This window comes from Thiocapsa sp., from assembly GCF_018399035.1.
Lineage (GTDB): Bacteria > Pseudomonadota > Gammaproteobacteria > Chromatiales > Chromatiaceae > Thiocapsa.
Map to the genome: position 1 here is coordinate 2,151,164 of NZ_CP073760.1, position 24,076 is coordinate 2,175,239.

General features: G+C 62.7%; 24 protein-coding genes and 4 tRNA genes. All 28 read right to left on the bottom strand.

The genetic code is table 11. The features are described from left to right. Positions 1–66: 66 nt before the first annotated feature. Positions 67–339: a 30S ribosomal protein S17 gene (gene rpsQ, locus KFB96_RS09760; protein ID WP_213461991.1), complete on the bottom strand. Its 273-nt coding sequence runs from the start codon at positions 337–339 to the stop codon at positions 67–69. Further along, the gene (gene rpmC / locus KFB96_RS09765) at positions 336–536 is read right to left on the bottom strand and encodes a 50S ribosomal protein L29 (protein ID WP_213461989.1); all 201 of its coding nucleotides are present in this window, start codon (positions 534–536) and stop codon (positions 336–338) included. Before rpmC ends, rpsQ begins: the two co-directional genes overlap by 4 nt. Next, on the bottom strand, positions 536–949 hold the full coding sequence (rplP, locus tag KFB96_RS09770) for a 50S ribosomal protein L16 (protein ID WP_213461987.1): 414 nt from the start codon (positions 947–949) through the stop codon (positions 536–538). Before rplP ends, rpmC begins: the two co-directional genes overlap by 1 nt. A gap of 3 nt (positions 950–952) precedes the next feature. Continuing rightward, the gene (gene rpsC, locus KFB96_RS09775; RefSeq protein ID WP_213461985.1) at positions 953–1,630 is read right to left on the bottom strand and encodes a 30S ribosomal protein S3; all 678 of its coding nucleotides are present in this window, start codon (positions 1,628–1,630) and stop codon (positions 953–955) included. Positions 1,631–1,640: 10 nt separating this feature from the next. Continuing rightward, positions 1,641–1,973 (bottom strand): 50S ribosomal protein L22, encoded by a 333-nt coding sequence (gene rplV / locus KFB96_RS09780; RefSeq protein ID WP_093027486.1) that lies wholly within the window; start codon positions 1,971–1,973, stop codon positions 1,641–1,643. A 12-nt stretch (positions 1,974–1,985) separates the two neighbouring features. Next, positions 1,986–2,264, bottom strand: a complete 279-nt coding sequence (gene rpsS / locus KFB96_RS09785) for a 30S ribosomal protein S19 (RefSeq protein ID WP_007191154.1) — start codon at positions 2,262–2,264, stop codon at positions 1,986–1,988. Positions 2,265–2,283: 19 nt separating this feature from the next. After that, positions 2,284–3,111 (bottom strand): 50S ribosomal protein L2, encoded by an 828-nt coding sequence (rplB, locus tag KFB96_RS09790; RefSeq protein WP_120795552.1) that lies wholly within the window; start codon positions 3,109–3,111, stop codon positions 2,284–2,286. Between the two features lie 32 nt (positions 3,112–3,143). Then, positions 3,144–3,440 (bottom strand): 50S ribosomal protein L23, encoded by a 297-nt coding sequence (gene rplW, locus KFB96_RS09795; protein WP_213461984.1) that lies wholly within the window; start codon positions 3,438–3,440, stop codon positions 3,144–3,146. Beyond that, a complete protein-coding gene (gene rplD, locus KFB96_RS09800) occupies positions 3,437–4,048 on the bottom strand; it encodes a 50S ribosomal protein L4 (protein ID WP_213461983.1) in 612 nt (203 codons plus the stop codon). The genes rplW and rplD overlap by 4 nt, the downstream gene beginning before the upstream one ends. 6 nt (positions 4,049–4,054) lie before the next feature. After that, positions 4,055–4,705, bottom strand: coding sequence for a 50S ribosomal protein L3 (gene rplC, locus KFB96_RS09805; RefSeq protein ID WP_213461982.1), 651 nt, complete (start codon positions 4,703–4,705; stop codon positions 4,055–4,057). A 10-nt stretch (positions 4,706–4,715) separates the two neighbouring features. After that, complete coding sequence (gene rpsJ / locus KFB96_RS09810; protein ID WP_007191159.1) at positions 4,716–5,027, bottom strand: 30S ribosomal protein S10; 312 nt, start codon at positions 5,025–5,027, stop codon at positions 4,716–4,718. Between the two features lie 4 nt (positions 5,028–5,031). Further along, positions 5,032–6,222 (bottom strand): elongation factor Tu, encoded by a 1,191-nt coding sequence (gene tuf, locus KFB96_RS09815; RefSeq protein WP_213461969.1) that lies wholly within the window; start codon positions 6,220–6,222, stop codon positions 5,032–5,034. 22 nt (positions 6,223–6,244) lie between these two features. Beyond that, entirely contained in the window at positions 6,245–8,341 is a 2,097-nt protein-coding gene (gene fusA, locus KFB96_RS09820) for an elongation factor G (RefSeq protein ID WP_213461981.1), read from the bottom strand. Between the two features lie 45 nt (positions 8,342–8,386). Then, positions 8,387–8,857, bottom strand: coding sequence for a 30S ribosomal protein S7 (gene rpsG, locus KFB96_RS09825; RefSeq protein ID WP_007195683.1), 471 nt, complete (start codon positions 8,855–8,857; stop codon positions 8,387–8,389). Between the two features lie 53 nt (positions 8,858–8,910). Continuing rightward, positions 8,911–9,285: a 30S ribosomal protein S12 gene (rpsL, locus tag KFB96_RS09830; protein WP_007195682.1), complete on the bottom strand. Its 375-nt coding sequence runs from the start codon at positions 9,283–9,285 to the stop codon at positions 8,911–8,913. A gap of 344 nt (positions 9,286–9,629) precedes the next feature. Then, positions 9,630–13,847, bottom strand: a complete 4,218-nt coding sequence (rpoC, locus tag KFB96_RS09835) for a DNA-directed RNA polymerase subunit beta' (RefSeq protein ID WP_213461980.1) — start codon at positions 13,845–13,847, stop codon at positions 9,630–9,632. Between the two features lie 287 nt (positions 13,848–14,134). Further along, on the bottom strand, positions 14,135–18,307 hold the full coding sequence (gene rpoB / locus KFB96_RS09840; RefSeq protein WP_213461979.1) for a DNA-directed RNA polymerase subunit beta: 4,173 nt from the start codon (positions 18,305–18,307) through the stop codon (positions 14,135–14,137). 241 nt (positions 18,308–18,548) lie between these two features. Then, positions 18,549–18,926 carry a 50S ribosomal protein L7/L12 gene (gene rplL, locus KFB96_RS09845; protein WP_213461977.1) on the bottom strand — a complete coding sequence of 126 codons (378 nt, stop codon included), beginning with the start codon at positions 18,924–18,926 and terminating at the stop codon, positions 18,549–18,551. Between the two features lie 51 nt (positions 18,927–18,977). Further along, the gene (gene rplJ, locus KFB96_RS09850; RefSeq protein WP_007195678.1) at positions 18,978–19,505 is read right to left on the bottom strand and encodes a 50S ribosomal protein L10; all 528 of its coding nucleotides are present in this window, start codon (positions 19,503–19,505) and stop codon (positions 18,978–18,980) included. Positions 19,506–19,797: 292 nt separating this feature from the next. After that, positions 19,798–20,493: a 50S ribosomal protein L1 gene (gene rplA, locus KFB96_RS09855; protein ID WP_213461975.1), complete on the bottom strand. Its 696-nt coding sequence runs from the start codon at positions 20,491–20,493 to the stop codon at positions 19,798–19,800. Then, positions 20,493–20,927 (bottom strand): 50S ribosomal protein L11, encoded by a 435-nt coding sequence (rplK, locus tag KFB96_RS09860; RefSeq protein ID WP_007195676.1) that lies wholly within the window; start codon positions 20,925–20,927, stop codon positions 20,493–20,495. The genes rplA and rplK overlap by 1 nt, the downstream gene beginning before the upstream one ends. 155 nt (positions 20,928–21,082) lie before the next feature. Next, positions 21,083–21,616: a transcription termination/antitermination protein NusG gene (gene nusG / locus KFB96_RS09865; protein WP_213461972.1), complete on the bottom strand. Its 534-nt coding sequence runs from the start codon at positions 21,614–21,616 to the stop codon at positions 21,083–21,085. A 2-nt stretch (positions 21,617–21,618) separates the two neighbouring features. Beyond that, positions 21,619–21,996 (bottom strand): preprotein translocase subunit SecE, encoded by a 378-nt coding sequence (gene secE, locus KFB96_RS09870; protein WP_213461971.1) that lies wholly within the window; start codon positions 21,994–21,996, stop codon positions 21,619–21,621. A 49-nt stretch (positions 21,997–22,045) separates the two neighbouring features. Then, positions 22,046–22,121, bottom strand: a tRNA-Trp gene (locus tag KFB96_RS09875). Positions 22,122–22,196: 75 nt separating this feature from the next. Beyond that, positions 22,197–23,387, bottom strand: coding sequence for an elongation factor Tu (gene tuf / locus KFB96_RS09880; protein ID WP_213461969.1), 1,191 nt, complete (start codon positions 23,385–23,387; stop codon positions 22,197–22,199). A gap of 96 nt (positions 23,388–23,483) precedes the next feature. After that, positions 23,484–23,559 (bottom strand) — tRNA-Thr (locus tag KFB96_RS09885). A gap of 22 nt (positions 23,560–23,581) precedes the next feature. Beyond that, a tRNA-Gly gene (locus KFB96_RS09890) sits at positions 23,582–23,655 on the bottom strand. Between the two features lie 144 nt (positions 23,656–23,799). Then, positions 23,800–23,884, bottom strand: a tRNA-Tyr gene (locus tag KFB96_RS09895). Positions 23,885–24,076 lie beyond the last annotated feature (192 nt).

Sequence of the window (24,076 nt, forward strand, 5' to 3'; positions counted from 1 at the left end):
CCCGGATGACCTGTTCTCTCGGCGTCCACCGCGACCCTGTCGGAAGCGGGGCGTCCACGACCGGTCTCAACGGGCCTTTTCGAGGATCTCGATCAAGCGCCACGTCTTGGTCTTGGACAGCGGACGACACTGCTCGACCCGAACCAGATCGCCCTCGGAGCAGGCGTTCTCTTCGTCGTGTGCATGGATCTTGGTCGAGCGACGCATGAACTTGCCGTACAAGGGATGCTTGACCTTGCGCTCGATGAGCACCGTGACGGTCTTGTCCATCGCGCTGCTGGTCACCCGTCCGTCGAGTGTCCGGTTGCTGCTCGGATTGCTGGTCGTCTCTTCGCTCATGATGTCGCACCCGCCTTCTGCTCGCCCATAATCGTCTTCACGCGAGCGATCTCCCGACGCACGGCCTTCATTTGCGAGGGCTTGGACAGTTGTCCGGTGCCCCTCTGCATCCGCAGGTTGAATTGCTCGCGCAACAGATTCATCAGCTCCTTCTGGAGGTCCTCGCGGCTGCGCGTTCTTAGCTCGTTCGCCTTCATCACAGGATCATCCGTCTCTCAAAGGTGGTCTGCACGGGGAGTTTGGCCGCAGCCAGCTCGAACGCCTCGCGGGCCAGCTCTTCGGTCACGCCCTCGATCTCGTAAAGCACGAGGCCGGGCTGCACCAGGGCGACCCAGTACTCGACGTTGCCTTTGCCCTTACCCATACGGACTTCGAGAGGCTTCTTGGAAATCGGCTTGTCCGGAAATACGCGAATCCAGAGCTTTCCGCCACGCTTGACCTTTCTCGTGATGGCACGTCGCGCGGCCTCGATCTGGCGCGCCGTCAGTCGACCGCGGCCGACCGCCTTCAACCCGAAATCGCCGAAGCTGACCTTGTTGCCGCTCTGCGCAAGACCACGGTTGCGGCCTTTGTGTTGCTTGCGAAATTTTGTGCGTTTTGGTTGCAGCATGACTTAACCCCTTCTTGCGGACGCCTTCGGCGCCGGTTCCTCGGGGAGCTGATCACCGAATACCTCGCCTTTGAAGATCCAGACCTTCACGCCGATCACACCGTAGGTGGTCCGCGCCTCGGCGAAGCCGTAATCGATGTCGGCACGCAGCGTATGCAGCGGGACTCGGCCCTCGCGCGCCCACTCGGTCCGTGCAATCTCGGCACCGTTCAACCGACCGGCGACGTTGACCCGAACGCCTTCGGCGCCGAGCCGCATGGTGTTCTGAATCGCGCGCTTCATCGCGCGTCGGAACATGATGCGGCGCTCGAGCTGCTGCGCAATGCCTTCGGCGACGAGCTGCGCATCCAGCTCGGGCTTACGGATCTCCTCGATGCTGATGTGAACCGGGATCCCCATCATCTTGGAGACCTTGGCACGCAGCTTATCGATATCCTCGCCCTTCTTGCCGATCACCACACCCGGACGTGCCGTGTGGATGGTGATGTGGGCATTCTTCGCCGGACGATCGATCTGAATTCGACTCACCGATGCCTTGGCCAATTCCTTGCGCAGGAAGGACCGCACCTCGATGTCGGTATTGAGGAAATTCGCATAGTCCTTCGACGTTGCGTACCACTTCGAGGTCCAGTCCTTGACGATGCCAAGGCGGATGCCGGTTGGATGAACTTTCTGTCCCATACTGGTCCCCTTAGCCTTCCGCCACGGTCAGCCGGATGTGGCTGGTGCGTTTCATGATCCGATTCGCACGACCCTTGGCACGCGGGCGGATCCGCTTCATGGTCGGGCCCTCGTCGACCTGGATCGACGCGACCTTCAGCTCGTCGATGTCGGCGCCTTCGTTGTGCTCGGCATTCGCGACCGCCGACTCCAGGACCTTCTTGATGATCAACGCGCTCTTTTGCGTGCTGAAGGTCAAGGTGTTCAGGGCCTCTTCGACGTCGCGCCCGCGGATCATGTCCGCGATCAGCCGGGCCTTTTGGGCCGAGACCCGTGCATATTTCAGTGTTGCTTCGGCTCGCATCCCCATCTCCGGCTAGCGCTTCTTCGCCTTGCGGTCGGCGGCATGTCCCCGGTAGGTCCGGGTCAATGCAAACTCGCCGAGCTTGTGGCCGATCATGTTTTCGTTGACGAGCACCGGCACGTGCAGACGCCCGTTGTGGACCGCAATGGTCAACCCAACCATCTCGGGCAACACCATGGATCGGCGTGACCAAGTCTTGATGGGGCGCTTGCTGTTTTGCGCGACCGCCTCTTCGACCTTCTTGATCAGATGGTGGTCGACAAAGGGTCCTTTTCGTATCGAACGTGGCACTTGCTCAACCTCGCCTTGTTTACTTGCGTCCGCGACGTCGGACGATCATCGCGTCGGTCCGCTTGTTCTTGCGTGTCTTGTGACCCTTGGTCGGCACGCCCCAAGGTGTCACCGGGTGACGTCCGCCGGAAGTCCGGCCTTCGCCGCCGCCATGCGGATGATCAACCGGGTTCATGACCACACCGCGGACGGTCGGCCGTACACCCCGCCAGCGCGACGCACCGGCCTTGCCGAGCTTGCGCAGAGAGTTTTCGCTGTTGCCGACCTCGCCGATCACGGCACGACAGTCGACGTGGATCTTGCGCATCTCACCGGAACGCAATCGCAGAGTCGCGCTCTTGCCGTCGCGTGCAACAAGCTGCGCCGAGCTGCCCGCGGCCCGCGCGATCTGCGCGCCCTTACCGGGGCGCATCTCGATGCAATGCACCTGCGTTCCCACGGGAACATTGCGCAACGGCATGCAGTTGCCCGCGCTGATAGGCGCGGCCTCGCCGGCCTCGACACGGCCACCGACAGCAAGACCTTTGGGTGCAATGATGTAGGCCCGCTCGCCGTCGGCATATTTCAGAAGGGCTAAATGGGCCGTGCGGTTCGGGTCGTATTCGAGCCGCTCGACAACCGCCGGAACCCCTTCCTTGTTGCGTTTGAAGTCAACAAGACGGTAGTGCTGCTTGTGTCCGCCACCCTGGTGACGCACGGTGATGCGCCCGAGATTGTTGCGCCCGCCATGCTTCGCCTTCTTCTCGACGAGCGGCCCGTAGGGCGCGCCTTTATGCAGCTCGGGCGACTGCACCTTGACGACGAAACGCCGCCCGGCCGAAGTCGGTTTGGTCTTTACGATTGCCATCTTGGTCTATCCGCTGCTGTGGGCCGGCCCGTTCAGGCGCCGCCGCCGAAGTCGATGTCGTGCCCGGCTTCGAGACGCACATAAGCCTTGCGCCAGTCGTTGCGCTTGCCGAGGCGTTGGCCGTGCCGCTTGTTTTTCCCCTTGACGTTCAGCACCTGTACCCCGTCGACCTTGACGTTGAACATCAGCTCGACGGCGCGCGCGATTTCGCGCTTGTTTGCATCGGTCGCAACACGGAAACCGTATTGACCGGCGAGATCGCCGGCCCGAGTCGTCTTCTCGGAGACGAGCGGCGCCAACAGGACGTTCATGAGACGCTCGTTGTTCATGCCAGTCGCTCCTCCAGGTACTTCACTGCCGCCTCGGTGGCGAGCACGGTGTCGAACGCAACCATGCTGACCGGGTCGACGTCTTGAACCGCCATCACGTCGACCTTCGGGATGTTGCGCGATGCCAGGTAAAGGTTGTCGTCGAGACCGTCAGTCAGCATGAGCACGTCGGTCAGCTCGTGGCGCTTCAGAAGTGCCAGCAGCTCCTTGGTCTTGGGGGCCTCGACATGCAGATCGTCGACGACGACCAAACGCCCTTGGCGAACCAGCTCGGACAGAATCGAGCGCACGGCGCCGCGATACATCTTGCGGTTGACCTTTTGGCTGTAATCCTGTGGCTTCGCAGCGAAGGTCACGCCGCCCGAGCGCCAGATCGGACTGCGCGAGCTGCCCGCACGGGCCCGACCGGTGCCTTTCTGCCGCCACGGCTTCGCACCGCCGCCCGAGACCTCGGCACGCGTCTTTTGCGCCCGGGTTCCGGCGCGCGCGCCGGCCATGTAGGCGTTGACGACCTGGTGAATCAGACCCGGCTTGTAGTCGACCCCGAAGACGGTGTCCGCAACCTGCAGACTGGACCCGCCGGCATCGTTTCGTATCGTGAGCTCCATGAGTGCTTAACCCTTATTCTTGTGCTTCACGGACGGCAACACGACCAACCGGCCGCCGGTCGGACCGGGAACGCCGCCGCGCACCAACAGAAGCTGACGGTCGGCATCGACACGCACGACCTCGAGGTTCTGCGTGCAGCGATTGGCCGCACCGAGATGGCCCGCCATCTTCTTACCTTTGAAGACGCGACCCGGCGACTGGTTCTGGCCGATCGAGCCCGGGGCACGATGTGACAGCGAGTTGCCGTGGGTCGCATCCTGGCCGGCGAAATGGTGCCGCTTGATCGCACCTGCGAAACCGCGGCCCTTGGTCACGCCCCGCACGTCGACCTTCTGGCCGGGTGCGAAGATGTCGACCGAGATCTCGGAGCCGACAGCGAGCTCGGCCCCTTCGCCGCTCTCCAGACGAAATTCGCGCAGGCATTCACCCGCCTCGACACCCGCCTTGGCATAGTGGCCGGCCATCGGCTTGGTGACGCGCGAGGCCCTCCGATTCCCGAAGGCGACCTGAATCGCGCTGTAGCCGTCAGTCTCGGCAGACTTGACCTGGCTGACCCGGTTCGGCTGCACCTCGATGACGGTAACAGGGATACTGTCTCCGTCCTCGCTGAACAGCCGGGTCATGCCGGCCTTACGCCCAATCAATCCGATCGCCATGGGTTCGTCCTCAGCTCAACTTGATCTGGACGTCGACGCCCGCGGCCAGATCCAATTTCATCAATGCGTCGACCGTCTTGTCGGTCGGGTCGACGATATCCATCAGGCGCTTGTGTGTCCGCAGCTCGTACTGGTCGCGCGCGTCCTTGTTGACGTGCGGCGAGACGAGGATGGTAAAGCGCTCCTTCTTGGAAGGAAGCGGCACCGGACCACGCACCTGTGCGCCCGTACGCTTGGCGGTATCGACGATCTCGCGAGCCGACTGATCGATCAAGCGATGGTCGAACGCCTTCAGGCGAATACGAATTCTCTGGTTGTTCATGCCTTTACTCGATGATCTTCGCGACGACGCCGGCACCGACGGTGCGGCCGCCTTCGCGCACTGCAAAGCGCAACCCTTCTTCCATGGCGATCGGCGCAATCAGCTTGATCGTCATCTTCACGTTATCCCCGGGCATCACCATCTCGATGCCCTCGGGCAGCTCGCAGGCACCGGTCACGTCGGTGGTGCGGAAGTAGAACTGCGGACGGTAGCCGTTGAAGAACGGCGTGTGACGACCGCCTTCGTCCTTGCTCAACACGTACACCTCGGCTTCGAAATGGGTGTGCGGGTTGATCGACTTGGGCTTGGCCAACACCTGGCCGCGCTCCACGTCTTCACGCTTGGTGCCGCGCAGCAGCACGCCGACGTTGTCACCGGCCTGACCCTGATCGAGCAGCTTGCGGAACATCTCCACACCCGTGCAGGTGGTCTTCACGGTGTCCTTGATGCCGACGATCTCGACCTCTTCGCCGACCTTCACGATGCCGCGCTCGATGCGCCCGGTCACCACGGTGCCGCGACCGGAGATCGAGAAGACGTCTTCGATCGGCATCAGGAAGGCACCGTCCACCGCACGCTCGGGCTGCGGGATGTAGGTATCGAGCGCTTCCATCAAACGGTCGATGGATTGGGTGCCGATCTCGGAATCCACGCCTTCCAGTGCCAGCTTCGCCGAGCCGGTGACGATCGGGGTGTCGTCGCCGGGGAAGTCGTACTTGGAGAGCAGCTCGCGCACTTCCATCTCCACCAGCTCGAGCAGCTCGGGATCGTCGAGCATGTCGACCTTGTTCAAATACACCACGATGTAGGGCACGCCGACCTGGCGCGACAGCAGGATATGCTCGCGGGTCTGCGGCATCGGGCCGTCGGCAGCCGAGACCACCAGGATCGCGCCGTCCATCTGCGCCGCACCCGTGATCATGTTCTTCACGTAGTCGGCGTGGCCGGGGCAGTCCACATGGGCGTAATGCCGGTTGGTCGTCTCGTACTCCACGTGCGCCGTCGCAATCGTGATGCCGCGCTCGCGCTCCTCGGGGGCATTGTCGATCTGGTCGTAGGCGCGCGCCTCACCACCGAATTGCTTCGCCTGGTGCGTCGTGATCGCCGCCGTCAAGGTCGTCTTGCCGTGGTCGACGTGGCCGATCGTGCCGACGTTCACGTGTGGCTTGCTGCGCTCGAATTTTGCTTTGGACATCCCACTCTACCCCTGTCGCTCGTTACTGTTTCTTTGAGACCGCTTCGGCAATGCTGGCGGGCACTTCGTTGTACTTACAGAACTCCATGCTGTAGGTCGCCCGCCCTTGGGTGGCCGACCGGAGGTCCGTCGCATAGCCGAACATCTCGGACAAGGGGACCTCTGCACGGATGATCTTCCCGGATGGCGCATCGTCCATCCCCTGGATCATGCCGCGACGACTATTCAGATCGCCCATGACATCGCCCATGTTCACTTCGGGCGTCACGACCTCGACCTTCATGATGGGCTCGAGCAAAACCGGCTTGGCCTTGGCTGCCCCTTCCTTGATGCCCATCGAGCCGGCGATCTTGAAGGCCATTTCGCTCGAGTCGACTTCATGATAGGAGCCGTCGTAGAGCGTGACCTTGATGTCCACCATCGGAAAGCCGGCCAGAATGCCGTTCTTCATGGCCTCTTGGATGCCTTTGTCGACCGCCGGGATGTATTCCTTCGGAACGGTACCGCCGACGATCGCATTGACGAACTCGTATCCGACACCCGCCTCTTGCGGCTCGATTCGGAGGTACACATGACCGTACTGACCGCGACCGCCGGACTGGCGTGCGAACTTGGTCTCTTGCTCGACGCTCTTGCGGATCGTCTCGCGGTAGCTGACCTGCGGCGCACCGACGTTGGCCTCGACCTTGAACTCGCGACGCATCCGATCGACGATGATCTCCAGATGTAGCTCGCCCATCCCGGAGATGATGGTCTGACCGGACTCCTCGTCGGTGTGCACGCGGAAGGACGGATCCTCCTGAGCCAGCTTCGAGAGCGCGACGCCCATCTTCTCCTGGTCGCTCTTCGTCTTGGGCTCCACGGCCACCGAGATGACCGGCTCCGGGAACTCCATACGCTCGAGCGTAATCACCTTGTTGAGGTCGCACAGGGTGTCACCCGTGGTGACATCCTTGAGCCCGACCGCTGCAGCGATATCACCGGCGTGGACCTCCTTGATCTCCTGGCGCTCGTTGGCGTGCATCTGCAGGATACGACCGATGCGCTCCTTTTTGTGCTTGACCGGGTTGTAGATGGTATCCCCGGACTTGAGCACACCCGAGTAGGCACGGAAGAAGGTCAGCGTACCGACAAAGGGGTCGGTTGCGATCTTGAACGCAAGTGCTGCAAAGGGCGCCTCGTCGGATGCCGGACGCTCGCCTTCGGACTCGTCCTTGTCGTCCAAAATCCCCTTGATGGCCGGCACGTCGAGCGGCGACGGCATGTAGTCGATGACCGCATCCAACATCGCCTGCACGCCCTTGTTCTTGAAGGCCGAGCCGCACATCATCGGAACGACCTCGTTCCGCAGCGTGCGTGCACGCAGACCGGCCATGATCTCGGCCTCGGTCAGCGGCTGACCTTCGAGATACTTCTCCATCAGCTCTTCGTTGGCCTCGGCGGCGGCCTCGACCATGTGCTCGCGCCACTCCTCGCAAAGGTCCTGCAGGTCTTCGGGGATGTCGCGAAGCTCGTACTCCATGCCGCGGGAGGCCTCGTCCCAATAGACGGCCTTCATTTGGACGAGGTCGACGACGCCCTTGAAATCTTCTTCCGCACCGATCGGAACCTGAATCGGGACGGCATTGCCGCCGAGCCGGTCCTTGACCTGCTGCACGACGCGAAAGAAATTCGCGCCCATCCGGTCCATCTTGTTGACGAACGCGATCCGCGGCACGCCGTATTTATCGGCTTGACGCCAGACGGTCTCCGACTGCGGCTCGACACCGCCCACGGCGCAGAACACCGCACAGGCACCGTCGAGCACACGCAGCGAACGCTCGACTTCGATCGTGAAATCGACGTGTCCGGGCGTATCGATAATGTTGATCCGGTGCTCGGGACGCTCCCGGCTCATCCCCTTCCAGAAACAGGTTGTTGCAGCGGAGGTAATGGTGATTCCGCGCTCCTGCTCCTGCTCCATCCAGTCCATGGTGGCGGCGCCGTCGTGCACTTCGCCGAGCTTGTGCGAGACACCCGTATAAAAGAGAACGCGCTCGGTGGTCGTTGTCTTCCCGGCATCGATGTGCGCCATGATGCCGAGATTGCGATACCGCTCGATTGGGGTGCTACGTGCCACGACTGTATCCGCCCTGATTGAATGAAACTCGGTCTGCGCTGCTTGCTACCAGCGGTAATGCGAGAAGGCCTTGTTTGCTTCGGCCATCCGATGCGTATCTTCTTTCTTCTTCACGGCGGAGCCGCGAGAATCCGCGGCATCCATCAGCTCGCCGGCCAAACGCAACGCCATCGACTTCTCGGAACGCTTGCGCGCCGCGTCGATGATCCAACGCATCGCCAACGAGTTGCGCCGCGTCGAGCGGACTTCGACCGGGACCTGATAGGTCGCGCCGCCGACACGCCGTGACTTGACTTCGACCGCCGGACGCACGTTGTCCATCGCCTGCTCGAGCAGCTCGACCGGACGCCCGCCTTTCTTCTCGGTCACCTGATCGAGCGCTGTATAAATAATGCGCTCGGCGACGGACTTCTTACCGTCTTCCATCATCATGTTGATGAACTTGGTCAGGAGCTCGCTTCCGTGCTTCGGATCGGGAAGGATCTGGCGACGGGCGGCAACGCGTCTTCTCGGCATGTTGTTTTAGACTCCGATTTCACTCAATTGGGCTGACCGATCCGGCGACCGGATCACTTCTTGGGACGCTTGGCGCCGTACTTGGAACGGCCCTGACGCCGCTTCTCGACACCCGAGGTGTCCAGCGTGCCGCGCACCGTGTGATAGCGCACACCGGGAAGATCCTTGACACGTCCGCCGCGAATCAGCACCACCGAATGCTCTTGGAGGTTGTGGCCTTCGCCACCAATGTAGGATGCAACCTCGTAGCCGTTGGTCAACCGAACGCGAGCAACCTTACGCAGAGCTGAGTTCGGCTTCTTCGGGGTCGTGGTATAAACCCGCGTACAGACGCCACGTCGCTGAGGACAGGCTTCGAGCGCAGGTACGGTGCTCTTCGCCACGACACGCTTGCGGGGCTTGCGCACGAGTTGGTTGATCGTTGCCATGCAATCAGTCTCCAAAGGCGCAACGGCGCCGAAAACACAAGCGTAAAATCACTCTTGCGCGACCGCGGGCCGACTAGTTAAGACGGCACAGCCGCACGTATGCGATCGATCGACTCGGGGACCGGGCGGATGGGTGCCCAGACCAAGGAACCAGACCTAGAAAAAAAGAGGCTAGACGGCGCGGAGCCGTCTAGCTGAGACCGAGCAGTATAGGGAGGAGGACCGGCGGTGTCAACCGGTTAGCCATCCCTGCGGTCCGACGCGGTGTGTCGCTCCGGTCGCGTGCGACGCGAAAGACGCGGGTACGCCGAGCCGGCGCCCCGCTGCAACGCGTGAAACCGAAGTCACCTTGCGTCGGAGGTATTGAGCGCCTTCTTCAATGCCTCTTCGAGCTCCTCGGTCGCCATCTCGACCTTACCGGAGGCCGGCATCTCCATTTGCCGCTGCCGGCGCCGCTCCTGGTGATGCGCGAGACCGGATCCCGCGGGGATCAAACGGCCGACGATGACATTCTCCTTCAGACCGGCCAAGCGGTCCGTGGAGCCGCGCACCGCGGCCTCGGTCAAGACGCGAGTCGTCTCCTGGAAGGACGCGGCGGAGATGAACGACTCGGTCGCAAGCGACGCCTTGGTGATCCCGAGCAGCAGAGGCTCGTAGAGCGCCGGTTGCTTGCCTTCGGCCATGACCCGCTTGTTCTCGTCCATCAGGTGCGCATGCTCGACCTGCTCGCCGCGCAGCAAACGGGTATCGCCCGCGGAGGTCACTTCGACCTTGCGCAGCATCTGGCGAACAATCACCTCGATGTGCTTGTCGTTGATCTTCACACCCTGCAGCCGATAGACGTCCTGGATCTCCTTGACGAGGTATTCGGCCAAGGCGGTGACGCCCTTCAGACGCAGGATGTCGTGGGAGGCCAGCTCGCCGTCGGCGATGACCTCGCCACGCTCCACGCGCTCGCCTTCGAAGACGTTGACGTTGCGCCACTTCGGGATCAGCTCTTCGACCGTCTCCCCGTCGTCCATGGTGATGACAAGGCGCTGCTTGCCCTTGGTGTCCTTGCCGAAGCCGATCGTCCCGCTGGCCTCCGCGAGCAAGGCCACCTCTTTGGGCTTGCGGGCCTCGAACAGGTCGGCAACACGCGGCAGACCGCCGGTGATGTCGCGCGTCTTACTCGACTCCTGCGGAATACGCGCCAGGATATCGCCGACGCCCACGTTGGCTCCGTCCTCGACGCCGACGATCGCGCCCGCGGGCAGGAAGTAACGCGCCGGGAGGTCGGTGCCCGCAATCTTGAGCTCGTTGCCTTCCTCGTCAAGCAGCTTGACCATCGGGCGCAGATCCTTGCCGGAGGACGCCCGCTGCTTGGGATCGATAACCACGCGCGAGGTCAGACCCGTGACGTCGTCGACCTGCCCCTGCACGGTGACACCCTCGATGAAGTCCTCGAAGGCCAGCTTGCCGGCCACCTCGGTGACGACCGGATGGGTATGCGGATCCCAGTTGGCCACGACGTCGCCCGGTTTCACGGGGTCGCCGTCGGCGGCACGCAGGCTGGCGCCGTAAGGCACCTTGTAGCGCTCCTTCTCGAGCCCGCGATCGTCGACGACGGTCAACTCGCCCGAGCGCGAGACCGCGACCAGGTTCTTGCCCGAGTGATGCTCGACGACCTTGATGTTGTGCAGTCGCACCGAGCCTGCATTCTTGATGTCGATGCTGTTGACCGCCGCGGCCCGTGATGCCGCACCGCCGATGTGGAAGGTCCGCATCGTCAGCTGCGTGCCGGGCTCGCCGATCGACTGGGCGGCGATCACACCCACCGCCTCGCCGAGGTTCACGCGATGACCGCGCGCCAGGTCGCGTCCGTAGCACTGGGCGCAAACACCGAGACGCGACTCGCAGGTAATCGGCGAGCGTACGCGCACCTGATCGATGCCGAAGGTCTCGAAGCGCTCGACCCAAGACTCGTCGAGCAGGGTCCCGGCCTCGCAGACGAGCTCCTCGGTGCCGGGCTGATAGACATCCACTGCCGCCACGCGTCCGAGGATGCGCTCGCGCAAGGGCTCGACCACGTCGCCGCCCTCGATGATGGGCGTCATGATCAACCCGCCCTCGGTGCCGCAATCGACCTCGAGCACCACCATGTCCTGCGCGACGTCGACCAAACGACGGGTCAGATAACCCGAGTTGGCGGTCTTGAGCGCCGTGTCGGCCAGACCCTTGCGTGCGCCGTGCGTGGAGATGAAGTACTGGATAACGTTCAGACCCTCGCGGAAGTTCGCGGTGATCGGCGTCTCGATGATGGAGCCGTCCGGCTTGGCCATGAGACCGCGCATACCGGCGAGCTGCCGGATCTGTGCCGCCGAGCCGCGCGCGCCGGAGTCGGCCATCATGTAGATGGAGTTGAACGAGTCCTGAGTCACCTCGTTGCCGTCGCGATCGATGACGCTGTCCTTGCCGAGCTTGCTCATCATGGACTTGGCGACACGATCGTTGGTGTGCGACCAGATGTCGACGACCTTGTTGTAGCGCTCGCCGTTGGTCACGAGACCGGACGCGTATTGGTCCTGGATCTCCTTGACCTCCTTCTCGGCGGCCGCGAGGATCCCCGCCTTCTCCTCCGGGACGGCCATGTCGTCCAGACCGATCGAGACGCCGGAACGTGTCGCCATCCGGAAGCCCATGTACATGACCTGGTCGGCGAAGACCACGGTCTCCTTCAGACCGAGCTGGCGATAGCAGATATTGATCAAGCGCGAGATCTGCTTCTTGCCGAGTGCGCGGTCCACCAGATCGAACGGCAGTCCGTCCGGAACGATGGCGAACACCAGGGCACGACCCAGGGTGGTCTCCCGGATCGCCGTGTTCTCGTGCATCGAGGCGTCCTTGTGCTTGATCACCTCGCGGATGCGAACCTTACAGCGCGCATGCAGATCGGCATGCCCGGTCTCGTAGGCCCGGCGTGCCTCGTCGATATCGGTGAAGACGCTCCCCTCGCCCTTCGCGTTCACGCGCTCGCGGGTCATGTAATAGAGCCCGAGCACCACGTCCTGCGAGGGCACGATGATGGGCTCGCCGTTGGCCGGGGAGAGGATGTTGTTGGAGGCCATCATGAGCGCGCGGGCTTCAATCTGCGCCTCCAGCGACAAGGGCACGTGCACCGCCATCTGGTCGCCGTCGAAGTCCGCGTTGAAGGCGGTACAGACGAGCGGATGGAGCTGGATCGCCTTGCCCTCGATGAGCACCGGCTCGAAGGCTTGGATGCCGAGTCGATGCAGGGTCGGCGCGCGGTTGAGCATCACCGGGTGCTCGCGGATCACCTCGTCGAGGATGTCCCAGACCTCCGGGGTACCGCGCTCGACCATCTTCTTGGCGGCCTTGATGGTCGCCGCCAGGCCGCGCAATTGCAGCTTGCTGAAGATGAAGGGCTTGAAGAGCTCGAGCGCCATGCGCTTGGGCAGACCGCACTGATGCAGCATCAGGGTCGGGCCCACCACGATGACCGAGCGGCCCGAGTAGTCGACACGCTTGCCGAGCAGGTTCTGACGGAACCGCCCCTGCTTGCCCTTGATCATGTCGGCGAGCGACTTGAGCGGGCGCTTGTTGGTGCCCGTAATCGCACGCCCGCGCCGCCCGTTGTCGAGCAGCGCGTCGACCGACTCCTGCAGCATGCGCTTTTCGTTGCGCACGATGATGTCGGGCGCGACCAGATCGAGCAGGCGCTTGAGGCGGTTGTTGCGGTTGATGACCCGACGATAGAGGTCGTTCAGATCCGAGGTCGCGAACCGGCCGCCGTCCAGCGGCACCAAGGGGCGCAGCTCGGGCGGCAGGACGGGCAGGACAGTGAGGATCATCCACTCCGGACGATTGCCCGAGGCCATCAGCGATTCCATGAGCTTCAAGCGCTTGGAGAGCTTCTTGATCTTGGTTTCGGAGTTGGTGGTCTCGATTTCCTCGCGCATGCGCCGGACCTCGTCCTCCAGCTTGATGGTGCGCAGCAGCTCGTAGACGGCCTCCGCACCCATGCGCGCGTCGAACTCGTCGCCGTTCGCCTCCAGCGCTTCGAGATACTGCTCGTCGTTGAGCAGCTGGCCGCGCTCCAAGTCGACCACCAGACCCGGGTCCACCACCACGAAGGACTCGAAATAGAGGATGCGCTCGATGTCGCGCAAGGTCATGTCCAGCAGCAGACCGATACGCGACGGCAGGGACTTCAAAAACCAGATGTGCGCGACCGGGCTCGCCAAATCGATATGGCCCATGCGCTCGCGCCGGACCTTCGCCAGCGTGACCTCGACCCCGCACTTCTCGCACACCACACCGCGGTGCTTCAGACGCTTGTACTTGCCGCAGATGCACTCGTAGTCCGTAATCGGACCGAAGATCTTGGCGCAAAACAGCCCGTCACGCTCCGGCTTGAAAGTCCGGTAGTTGATCGTCTCCGGCTTCTTGACCTCGCCGTAGGACCAGGAACGGATCATCTCGGGGGAGGCGAGTCCGATCTTGATCGCGTCGAATTCCAGTGCCTGACCCTGCTGCTTGATGATTTTCAGTAGATCTTTCAAGATCTTATCTCCTGCCTACAATGACGATGATCAGCAATCGGCCGACCGCTCGAGATCCGCTCGAAAGCGGATTCCGGCGCTCGAGGCCAAGGGCTAAAAACTGAACCGCGTCCGCTACGACATGCAAGATCGTCGTCGTGACTCGGCCTCGAGAGTCTCCACAAACGACGCAGTCGACGCGGTTCAGAACAATAAAATAAAGCTCCTGAACCGCGTCGCGCCAACGCGCGTTGATTGCGATTCGGCCACGCAGGGGCTCAATCCTCGCAAACCCCTCCGGACGCGGTTCAGTCCTGCTGGAGCTCGATGTTGATCGCCAACGACCGAATCTCCTTCACGAGCACGTTGAACGACTCGGGCATGCCCGCCTCCATCCGATGGTCGCCGTCCACGATGTTCTTGTACATCTTGGTGCGCCCGTTCACGTCGTCGGACTTCACGGTGAGCATCTCCTGCAGGGTGTAGGCGGCACCGTAGGCCTCCAGCGCCCAGACCTCCATCTCGCCGAACCGCTGCCCGCCGAACTGCGCCTTGCCGCCCAAGGGTTGCTGGGTGACCAGACTGTATGGTCCGGTGGAGCGCGCATGCATCTTGTCGTCGACCAAGTGGTTCAGCTTGATGATGTACATGTAGCCGACCGTGACCGGGCGCTCGAAGGGATCGCCGGTGCGCCCGTCGTAGAGCTGGGTTTGGCCACTCGGGATGCCGATATCGGAATTGTCGCGATCGGCGAGCTTGAGCATCGCCCGGATCTCCTCCTCGGTCGCGCCGTCGAACACCGGCGTCGCCAGAGGCACGCCTCGCGTCAGATGACGCGACAGCTCCAGGATTTCCTCGTCGGTGAAGCTGTCGAGATCCTCGCGCTTGCCGCTCGTGTTGTAGATCTTCTCGAGGAAGGCACGCAGCTCGACGACCGCCGTGTGCGCACGAAGCATCTTCTCGATCTTCACCCCGAGACCGTTGGCCGCCCAACCCAGATGGGTCTCGAGCACTTGTCCGACGTTCATACGCGAGGGCACGCCGAGCGGGTTCAGGACGATGTCGACCGGCTCGCCGTCCGCCGAGAAGGGCATGTCCTCGATCGGCACCACCTTGGAAATCACGCCCTTGTTGCCGTGGCGCCCGGCCATCTTGTCGCCGGGCTGGACGCGCCGTTTGACGGCCACGTACACCTTGACCATCTTGAGCACGCCCGGCGCCAGATCGTCGCCGCTCGAGATCTTGCGTTTCTTGACCTCGTAGCGATCGCGGAATTCCTCCCGCTGCTGCTTGATCTGAGCCGCAACGGCCTCGAGCTGGGTCGCGACGTCTTCGGCACGCATCCGGATCTCGAGCCACTGATCGCGCGAGCCGTTGGAGGCAAGCTCCTGCAGATAGGCCTTGGTGACCTTTGCACCGGGGGCCAGATTGCGCGGCCCGCCGTCGGCGACCTTGCCCACCAGCAGTCGCTCCACGCGCTGGAAGGTGTCGTTCTCCATGATGCGTTGCTGGTCGGCGAAGTCCTTGCGCACGCGGTCGAGCTCCATCTCCTCGATCTGGAGCGCACGCTTGTCCTTGTCGACACCGTCGCGGGTAAAGACCTGCACATCGACCACCGTGCCGCTCATCCCCGAAGGCAGACGCAGCGAGGTGTCCTTCACGTCGGACGCCTTCTCGCCGAAGATGGCCCGCAGCAGCTTCTCCTCGGGCGTCAACTGGGTCTCGCCCTTGGGCGTGACCTTGCCGACCAGGATGTCGCCGTCGCGCACCTCCGCACCCACATAGACGATGCCCGACTCGTCGAGCTTGGCCAGGGCCGACTCGCCGACGTTGGGGATATCGCTCGTGATCTCCTCCGGCCCCAGCTTGGTGTCGCGCGCCAGACAGGCGAGCTCCTCGATGTGGATGCTGGTGAAGCGATCTTCCTCCACCAGGCGCTCGGAGAGCAGGATCGAGTCCTCGAAGTTGTAGCCGTTCCAGGGCATGAAGGCGACCCGCAGGTTCTGCCCCAGGGCCAGCTCGCCCATGTCCGTGGAAGGCCCGTCGGCGAGCACGTCGTCCAGGGACACGATATCGCCCGACTTCACCAGCGGACGCTGATTGATACAGGTGTTCTGGTTGGACCTGGTGTACTTGGTGAGGTTGTAGATGTCCACGCCGGGGATGCCGGGAACGGCCTCCTCGTCGTTGACCCGCACCACGATACGCGCGGCATCGACCGATTCGATGGCCCCGCCGCGGCGCGCCACCACACACACGCCCGAGTCCTTGGCCACGACACGCTCCATGCCGGTGCCGATCAGCGGTTTCTCGGCCCGCAAGGTCGGGACCGCCTGGCGCTGCATGTTCGAGCCCATGAGTGCCCGGTTGGCGTCGTCGTGCTCCAGGAAGGGGATCAGGGAGGCGGCGACCGAGACGATCTGACGCGGCGAGACGTCCATGAACTGGACCTCCTCGGGCGCACGCATCGTGAACTCGTTGGCATGACGGCAGGACACCAGCGCGTCGGTCAGGTGACCCTCGTCGTCGAGCGTGGCGTTGGCCTGCGCGATCACGAAGTTGCCTTCCTCGATCGCCGACAGATACTGGATATCCGTGGTCACCAGACCACCTTCCACCTTGCGGTAGGGGGTTTCCAGGAAGCCGTAGGAGTTGGTCCGCGCATAGACGGCCAAGGAGTTGATCAGACCGATGTTCGGACCCTCGGGGGTCTCGATCGGACAGACGCGACCGTAATGCGTCGGGTGCACGTCGCGCACCTCGAAGCCGGCGCGCTCGCGGGCCAGACCGCCCGGGCCGAGTGCCGACACACGGCGCTTGTGGGTGACCTCGGAGAGTGGGTTGTTCTGGTCCATGAACTGCGAGAGCTGGCTGGAGCCGAAGAACTCCTTGATCGCGGCCGAGACCGGCTTGGCGTTGATCAGCTCCTGCGGCATGAGCCCCTCGGACTCGGCAAGCGAGAGTCGCTCCTTGACCGCACGCTCCACCCGCACCAGACCCACGCGGAACTGGTTCTCCGCCATCTCGCCGACGCAGCGGATACGGCGATTGCCCAGGTGGTCGATGTCGTCGACGCTGCCGCGGCCGTTGCGCAGCTCCACCAAAACCTTGAGCGCCTCGATAATGTCGGAGGTCTCGCCCTGCTCTTGGTAGAGCCGCTTGGAGAGCTCGTCGTTGCGATGGCTGAAGTAGCGCCCGTCGTAGATGACGCCCGGCCCTTCCTCCGAGGTGCGCCCGAGACGCCGATTGAACTTCATCCGCCCCACGGCGGAGAGATCGTACCGATCCGGCGTAAAGAAGAGATTGTGGAACAGGTTTTGGGCCGCCTCTTTGGTCGGCGGCTCGCCGGGACGCATCATCCGGTAGATCTCGACCTGCGCCTCGAGGTCGCTGGTGGTGGGATCGATCCGCAGGGTCTCGGAGATGTAGGGACCGTGATCCAGGTCGTTGACGAAGAGCGTCTCGAGCGACTCGATGCCTTTCTCGAAGATGATCTCGAGGAGCTCCGGTGTGATCTCGGCATTCGCCTCGGCGATCACCTCGCCGGTTTCCGTATCGATCTGCGGATGGGCCAGGATGCGGCCGATCAGGAAGTCGGACGGAACATCGAGGCGCTCGATGCCGGCCTTCTGAAGCTCGCGGATGTGCCGAGCAGTGACGCGACGCCCCGATTCCACGAGGAGCTCGTCACCGAGCATGACGTCGAATCCGACCGTCTCGCCGCGCAGGCGCTCCGGAACCAGGTCGAGCGTGACCGAGCGATCGCGAATCCGGAAGATATCGGTCACGAAGAAGCGCTCGAGGATATCCTCCACGCCGTAGCCCAGCGCGCGCAGCAGAATGGTCGCCGGCAACTTGCGGCGACGGTCGATACGCACGAAGACGTTGTCCTTGGGATCGAACTCGAAATCGAGCCAGGATCCGCGATAAGGGATGACGCGCGCCGAGAAGAGCAGCTTGCCCGAGGAGTGGGTCTTGCCCTTGTCGTGATCGAAGAAGACACCGGGCGAGCGGTGCAGCTGCGAGACGATGACGCGTTCGGTGCCGTTGATGATGAAGGTGCCGGTGCCGGTCATGAGCGGCAATTCGCCCATGTAGACCTCTTGCTCGCGCACGTCCTTGATGACCTTAGAGCCGGCCGGGGCATCACGGTCGTAGATCACCAGACGCAGCAGCACGCGCAAGGGTGCGGCGAAGGTCGCACCGCGCAGATGACACTCGCGCTCGTCGAACACCGGATCGCCGAGCCGATATTTCACGTATTCGAGAACGGCGTTGCCCGAGTAGCTCTCGATCGGAAAGACGGTCTTGAAGGCCGCATGAAGACCCACGTCGCGCCGGTCCCCGATCGGCCGGTCGGCCTGCAGGAACTCGCGATAGGAATCGATCTGCGTCGCCAACAGGAAAGGCACGTCCAGGATGCTCGGACGCTTGCCGAAGTCTTTACGAATGCGCTTTTTTTCGGTGAACGAATAGGCCATGATGCCTTTCCCTCGAAATACGTGCTTGTGTCCAGGACGGGGGCCGACGCCGCGGCGGATCGCGGGCGTCGGGGTCGGACCTCTGCGGTCAGGTCCTCATCGACGACGTCGCCCCGTTTACGAAGCGTCCGGCATGCCGGTGTCGTCCAAACGGGTCGTCAAAACCCAACGGCGAAAGGCCGGCGGCTACTCGCCGCCAGCCCGAAGGTCCCACCGAAAGAAGATTCGACGCAATGCGCCGTTACTTCACTTCGACCGTGGCACCAGCCTCTTCGAGGAGCTTCTTGGCCTCTTCGGCCTCGCCCTTGGAAACCGCTTCCTTCAGGGTCGTCGGTGCGCCTTCGACGGCGTCCTTCGCTTCCTTCAGGCCGAGGCCGGTCAGGGACCGAACGGCCTTGATGACCGCAACCTTGTTGGCACCGAACGACGCCAGGATGACGTCGAACTCGGTCTGCTCCTCGACCGGTGCGGCTTCCACGCCGCCGCCAGCCGCCGGGGCGGCCACGGCGGCAGCCGCGGTCACGCCGAACTTCTCTTCCATCGCGCTGATGAGGTCGACGACCTCCAACACGGTCATGTTGCCGATTGCTTCAAGGATCTCGTCTTTGGAGACGGCCATGGTGAGCTCCTGAGATGTCTCTAAAATGGAATTGCTGGTGGACGAAGCCGCCTAAGCGGCCTCTTTCGCATCGCGAATCGCGGCGATGGTGCGGACCAACTTGCCCGGCACCTCGTTGATCGTCGCTGCAAGCTTTTGCACGGGCGCCTTCATCACGGCCATGAGCAAGCTGATCGCCTGATCGCGGGTCGGCATCTTGGCGAGATTGCCGAGCTCCGAGGGATCAAGCAGCTTGCCTCCGAGGGCGACAAGACGCACCTCGACCTTGTTGTGGTCCTTTGCAAAGGCTTCCATGACGCGCGCAGCCGAACCGGGATCTTCCTGCGAGAAGGCGAGAACCAACGGGCCTTTCAGCCCCTCGCTCATGCACGCAAAATCCGTATCCTGCAACGCCCGTCTAGCCAAGGTGTTCTTGACCACGCGGACATAGACCCCGGCCTTGCGCGCTTCCACGCGAAGCCGTGTCATCTGTTCCACGGTCAAGCCCCGATACTCGGCCCCGACGGCCGAATGGGCACCTTTGGCGACTTCCGCAACTTCGGCGACGATGATTTCTTTTTGCGCAAAACTGAGCGCCATGTTCGTCACCTCTTGTCGGTAAACCCGGCCTGAGCCGGTGCCGTCGAGTGTACGCATCCAGCGCGCATTCTCGGGCGATCATGTGCACCGTCACCAGCAAAACGACTGATTCGGGGGCACCGTCTGCGCAGGCAGGCGGTCCATTAAGTCCGCCGCGCCGATTCCTTATCGGGCGGGGGACACCTGCGGTCTTTGACGGTCCCCGGCTTTAGCCGGGGCCCCAAAGAAGACCTGAGATCGGAGGGCATAAACCCCCACGACATCAAACATCACACACCGCACCGGGCGCGGTTTAGAGACTGAGCCCCGCGTGATCGACGGTCAGGCCCGGACCCATGGTCGTCGAGACCGTGACCTTGCGCATGTAAACGCCCTTGGAGCTGCTCGGCTTGGATCGAATCAGGTTCACGAGCAAGGCTTCGAGATTCTCCCGCAGCTTGACGGGCTCGAAATCGGCCTTGCCGAGCGGACAATGAATGATGCCGGCCTTATCGGTACGATAGCGCACCTGCCCGGCCTTCGCGTTGCGAACCGCCTCGGCAACATCGGGCGTCACGGTGCCGACCTTGGGGTTCGGCATCAACCCGCGAGGGCCGAGGATCTTGCCGAGCTGTCCGACCAGACGCATCGCATCCGGTGAAGCAACCACGACGTCGAAATCGAGCTTGCCGGCCTTGATGTCCTCTGCGAGATCATCGAAACCCACGCGATCAGCGCCGGCCTCGGTCGCAGCATCTGCGGACGCGCCCTGGGCGAACACCGCCACCCGTACAGTCTTGCCGATGCCGTGAGGCAGCACGGTCGAGCCGCGCACGACCTGATCGGATTTACGCGGATCGACGCCGAGATTCACGGCGACATCGACGCTTTCCGAGAACTTGATCTGCGACAATTCCTTGAGGAGTGAAAACGCCTCTTCGGCCGGATAGAGCCTGCCGCGCTCCACGCGCTCTTGGATCGCACGCATGCGCTTGGATAGACGAGCCATCAGTTCACCCCCTCGACATCGAGCCCCATCGCACGCGCACTGCCCGCGATGGTGCGAACGGCCGCATCCATATCCGCTGCGGTCAGATCGGGCATCTTCGCGGTGGCGACCTGCTCGAGCTGCTCGCGTGTCACCACACCGATCTTGTTGGTGTTCGGATTGGGACTACCCTTCTGGATTCCCATCACCTTTTTCAGGAGAATGGAGGCCGGCGGGGTCTTGGTGATGAAGGTGAAGCTACGATCCGAATAGACCGTGATCACGACCGGGATCGGCATCCCTTTCTCGAGCTCCTGCGTACGCGCGTTGAACGTCTTGCAGAACTCCATGATATTCACGCCGTGCTGACCAAGCGCAGGACCGACGGGCGGGCTTGGAGTGGCCTCGCCTGCCTTGACCTGCAGCTTGATGTAGGCGTTGATCTTTTTCGCCATGGTTTTTCTCCAGTGGGGTGCTGACGCCGCAGATCGAGTCTCGGCTCCCCCGACAAAGGCCCCTCACGGGGACTCGGAATCGTCGCCGCACGAACGGCGACGGCAGTGAACGGGGCCTGTGGTCAAGACGTCCGCGACAATCCCCTAAGGGTGTGTCAGGCCTTCTCGACCTGTGCGAACTCGAGATCGACCGGGGTCGAGCGTCCGAAGATCAGAACCGAAACCTTCACACGGCTTTTGTCGTAATCGACATACTCGACGACTCCGTTGAAGTCGGTGAAGGGACCGTCGACAACCCGAACGACCTCTCCCGGCTCGTAGAGCACCTTCGGCCGCGGCTTTTCGCCGCCTTCCTGCAGACGTACGAGGATCGCATCGGCCTGAGAGTCCGGAATCGGCGCGGGGCGATCGCCGGTACCGCCGATGAAGCCCATGACCTTGGGAACACTTTTGACGAGGTGCCACGTCTCGTCGGTCATCTCCATCTGGACCAAGACATAACCGGGGAAGAATTTGCGCTCGCTCTTGCGTTGCTGACCCGCGCGCATCTCGACCACTTCTTCGGTCGGCACCAAAATCATGCCGAACAACTCCTCGAGTCCGGCGCGCTTCACACGGTCTTCGAGCGAACGCTTAACCTGCCCCTCGAAGCCCGAGTAGGCATGGATGACGTACCAACGCATGGTCATACTCAGCCCCCTTGGCCGGTGAGGAATCTGAGAATCGCCATCAGCACCATGTCGAAGAGCCACAGGATGATGCCCACGATCAGCACCATCACGATGACGATCAGCGTCGTCTGCAGGGTCTCCTGACGTGACGGCCAGACGACCTTGCGAACCTCCATGCGCGCATCGGACACGAATTGCCATAGGGTCCGACCACGCTCGGTCTGCAATGCGATCGCCGCCGCAGCACCGCTGATCACCAGCAGCCCGATCACACGAAGCAGGACCGAGAAGCCCTCGAAAAAATAGAAGGCAAAGATGCCGGCGACCAACAACAACGCGGCGATTGCCAGCTTGGCGGTATCCAAGCCGGCCCCTCGGGCCTCTGCACGTGAATTCATGAGATCGGGTGTCGCCTGAGCGATAAATTAAACGGAGCGATGGGTTGTATGGCAGGCCAGGAGGGACTCGAACCCCCAACCTGCGGTTTTGGAGACCGCTGCTCTGCCAATTGAGCTACTGGCCTAAAACAATCAGGACCGATCGCGGATTCTGTCGGGCAGGCCCATCAGCACTGCCCTCCGAGCCGCGATGACCCGTACTACTCGATAATCTTCGCGACGACGCCGGCACCGACGGTGCGGCCGCCTTCGCGCACTGCAAAGCGCAACCCTTCTTCCATGGCGATCGGCGCAATCAGCTTGATCGTCATCTTCACGTTATCCCCGGGCATCACCATCTCGATGCCCTCGGGCAGCTCGCAGGCACCGGTCACGTCGGTGGTGCGGAAGTAGAACTGCGGACGGTAGCCGTTGAAGAACGGGGTGTGTCGTCCGCCCTCGTCCTTGCTCAGCACGTATACCTCGGCTTCGAAATGGGTGTGCGGGTTGATCGACTTGGGCTTGGCCAACACCTGGCCGCGCTCCACGTCTTCACGCTTGGTGCCGCGCAGCAGCACGCCGACGTTGTCACCGGCCTGACCCTGATCGAGCAGCTTGCGGAACATCTCCACACCCGTGCAGGTGGTCTTCACGGTGTCCTTGATGCCGACGATCTCGACCTCTTCGCCGACCTTCACGATGCCGCGCTCGATGCGCCCGGTCACCACGGTGCCGCGACCGGAGATCGAGAAGACGTCTTCGATCGGCATCAGGAAGGCACCGTCCACCGCACGCTCGGGCTGCGGGATGTAGGTATCGAGCGCCTCCATCAAACGGTCGATGGATTGGGTGCCGATCTCGGAATCCACGCCTTCCAGCGCCAGCTTCGCCGAGCCGGTGACGATCGGGGTGTCGTCGCCGGGGAAGTCGTACTTGGAGAGCAGCTCGCGCACTTCCATCTCCACCAGCTCGAGCAGCTCGGGATCGTCGAGCATGTCGACCTTGTTCAAATACACCACGATGTAGGGCACGCCGACCTGGCGCGACAGCAGGATATGCTCGCGGGTCTGCGGCATCGGGCCGTCGGCAGCCGAGACCACCAGGATCGCGCCGTCCATCTGCGCCGCACCCGTGATCATGTTCTTCACGTAGTCGGCGTGGCCGGGGCAGTCCACATGGGCGTAATGCCGGTTGGTCGTCTCGTACTCCACGTGCGCCGTCGCAATCGTGATGCCGCGCTCGCGCTCCTCGGGGGCATTGTCGATCTGGTCGTAGGCGCGCGCCTCACCACCGAATTGCTTCGCCTGGTGCGTCGTGATCGCCGCCGTCAAGGTCGTCTTGCCGTGGTCGACGTGGCCGATCGTGCCGACGTTCACGTGTGGCTTGCTGCGCTCGAATTTTGCTTTGGACATGAACGTCTCCCCGCATGGTTCAAATCGACAAGTCGCGCTGGACGCTACTGCTACGACGATCCAAAATCGACGACTGAAATCACGAAAAACGAAAAATGGAGCCCATGACCGGAGTCGAACCGGTGACCTCACCCTTACCAAGGGTGTGCTCTACCAACTGAGCTACATGGGCGATCGCAAAGCACACATCTCAATGGAGCGGGTGATGGGAATCGAACCCACACCATCAGCTTGGAAGGCTGAGGTTCTACCGTTGAACTACACCCGCAGCGCTTTACACGCCAAACCACGTGGCCAGAGGGCGATCGCATCCCAGCCGGCGGGCGATATCCCATCGCGCCCTAGGGGGATACTCTCTGCGCGCCAAACCATGTCAAGTCGTGCCGCAAAGACACCGCTGCGGCCTTCAATCTGGTGGAGGGGGGAGGATTCGAACCTCCGAAGGCTGAGCCGTCAGATTTACAGTCTGATCCCTTTGACCGCTCGGGAACCCCTCCTTAAAGAGCGACGCAGTATATGGGGCTAAACCGCCTGCGTCAAGCCGACGATGGACGATCATGGACGATTGCGCGCATGGCGACCGGGCCGCGCCCGATGCTCGAGCGCAGCCGGGTCGATAAACCCGGGCCCGGAGTGCGCGGGACGTACCCTGCTTTCCCGAAATCCCACGTGCGCTCGGTATACAATGA

Bases quoted from the DNA above. Each gene is read 5' to 3' on its own strand.
- rpsQ (WP_213461991.1), bottom strand. From the start codon at position 339: ATGAGCGAAGAGACGACCAGCAATCCGAGCAGCAACCGGACACTCGAC.
- rpmC (WP_213461989.1), bottom strand. From the start codon at position 536: ATGAAGGCGAACGAGCTAAGAACGCGCAGCCGCGAGGACCTCCAGAAG.
- rplP (WP_213461987.1), bottom strand. From the start codon at position 949: ATGCTGCAACCAAAACGCACAAAATTTCGCAAGCAACACAAAGGCCGC.
- rpsC (WP_213461985.1), bottom strand. From the start codon at position 1,630: ATGGGACAGAAAGTTCATCCAACCGGCATCCGCCTTGGCATCGTCAAG.
- rplV (WP_093027486.1), bottom strand. From the start codon at position 1,973: ATGCGAGCCGAAGCAACACTGAAATATGCACGGGTCTCGGCCCAAAAG.
- rplB (WP_120795552.1), bottom strand. From the start codon at position 3,111: ATGGCAATCGTAAAGACCAAACCGACTTCGGCCGGGCGGCGTTTCGTC.
- rplW (WP_213461984.1), bottom strand. From the start codon at position 3,440: ATGAACAACGAGCGTCTCATGAACGTCCTGTTGGCGCCGCTCGTCTCC.
- rplD (WP_213461983.1), bottom strand. From the start codon at position 4,048: ATGGAGCTCACGATACGAAACGATGCCGGCGGGTCCAGTCTGCAGGTT.
- rplC (WP_213461982.1), bottom strand. From the start codon at position 4,705: ATGGCGATCGGATTGATTGGGCGTAAGGCCGGCATGACCCGGCTGTTC.
- rpsJ (WP_007191159.1), bottom strand. From the start codon at position 5,027: ATGAACAACCAGAGAATTCGTATTCGCCTGAAGGCGTTCGACCATCGC.
- tuf (WP_213461969.1), bottom strand. From the start codon at position 6,222: ATGTCCAAAGCAAAATTCGAGCGCAGCAAGCCACACGTGAACGTCGGC.
- rpsG (WP_007195683.1), bottom strand. From the start codon at position 8,857: ATGCCGAGAAGACGCGTTGCCGCCCGTCGCCAGATCCTTCCCGATCCG.
- rpsL (WP_007195682.1), bottom strand. From the start codon at position 9,285: ATGGCAACGATCAACCAACTCGTGCGCAAGCCCCGCAAGCGTGTCGTG.
- rpoB (WP_213461979.1), bottom strand. From the start codon at position 18,307: ATGGCCTATTCGTTCACCGAAAAAAAGCGCATTCGTAAAGACTTCGGC.
- rplL (WP_213461977.1), bottom strand. From the start codon at position 18,926: ATGGCCGTCTCCAAAGACGAGATCCTTGAAGCAATCGGCAACATGACC.
- rplJ (WP_007195678.1), bottom strand. From the start codon at position 19,505: ATGGCGCTCAGTTTTGCGCAAAAAGAAATCATCGTCGCCGAAGTTGCG.
- rplA (WP_213461975.1), bottom strand. From the start codon at position 20,493: ATGGCTCGTCTATCCAAGCGCATGCGTGCGATCCAAGAGCGCGTGGAG.
- rplK (WP_007195676.1), bottom strand. From the start codon at position 20,927: ATGGCGAAAAAGATCAACGCCTACATCAAGCTGCAGGTCAAGGCAGGC.
- nusG (WP_213461972.1), bottom strand. From the start codon at position 21,616: ATGACCATGCGTTGGTACGTCATCCATGCCTACTCGGGCTTCGAGGGG.
- secE (WP_213461971.1), bottom strand. From the start codon at position 21,996: ATGAATTCACGTGCAGAGGCCCGAGGGGCCGGCTTGGATACCGCCAAG.
- tuf (WP_213461969.1), bottom strand. From the start codon at position 23,387: ATGTCCAAAGCAAAATTCGAGCGCAGCAAGCCACACGTGAACGTCGGC.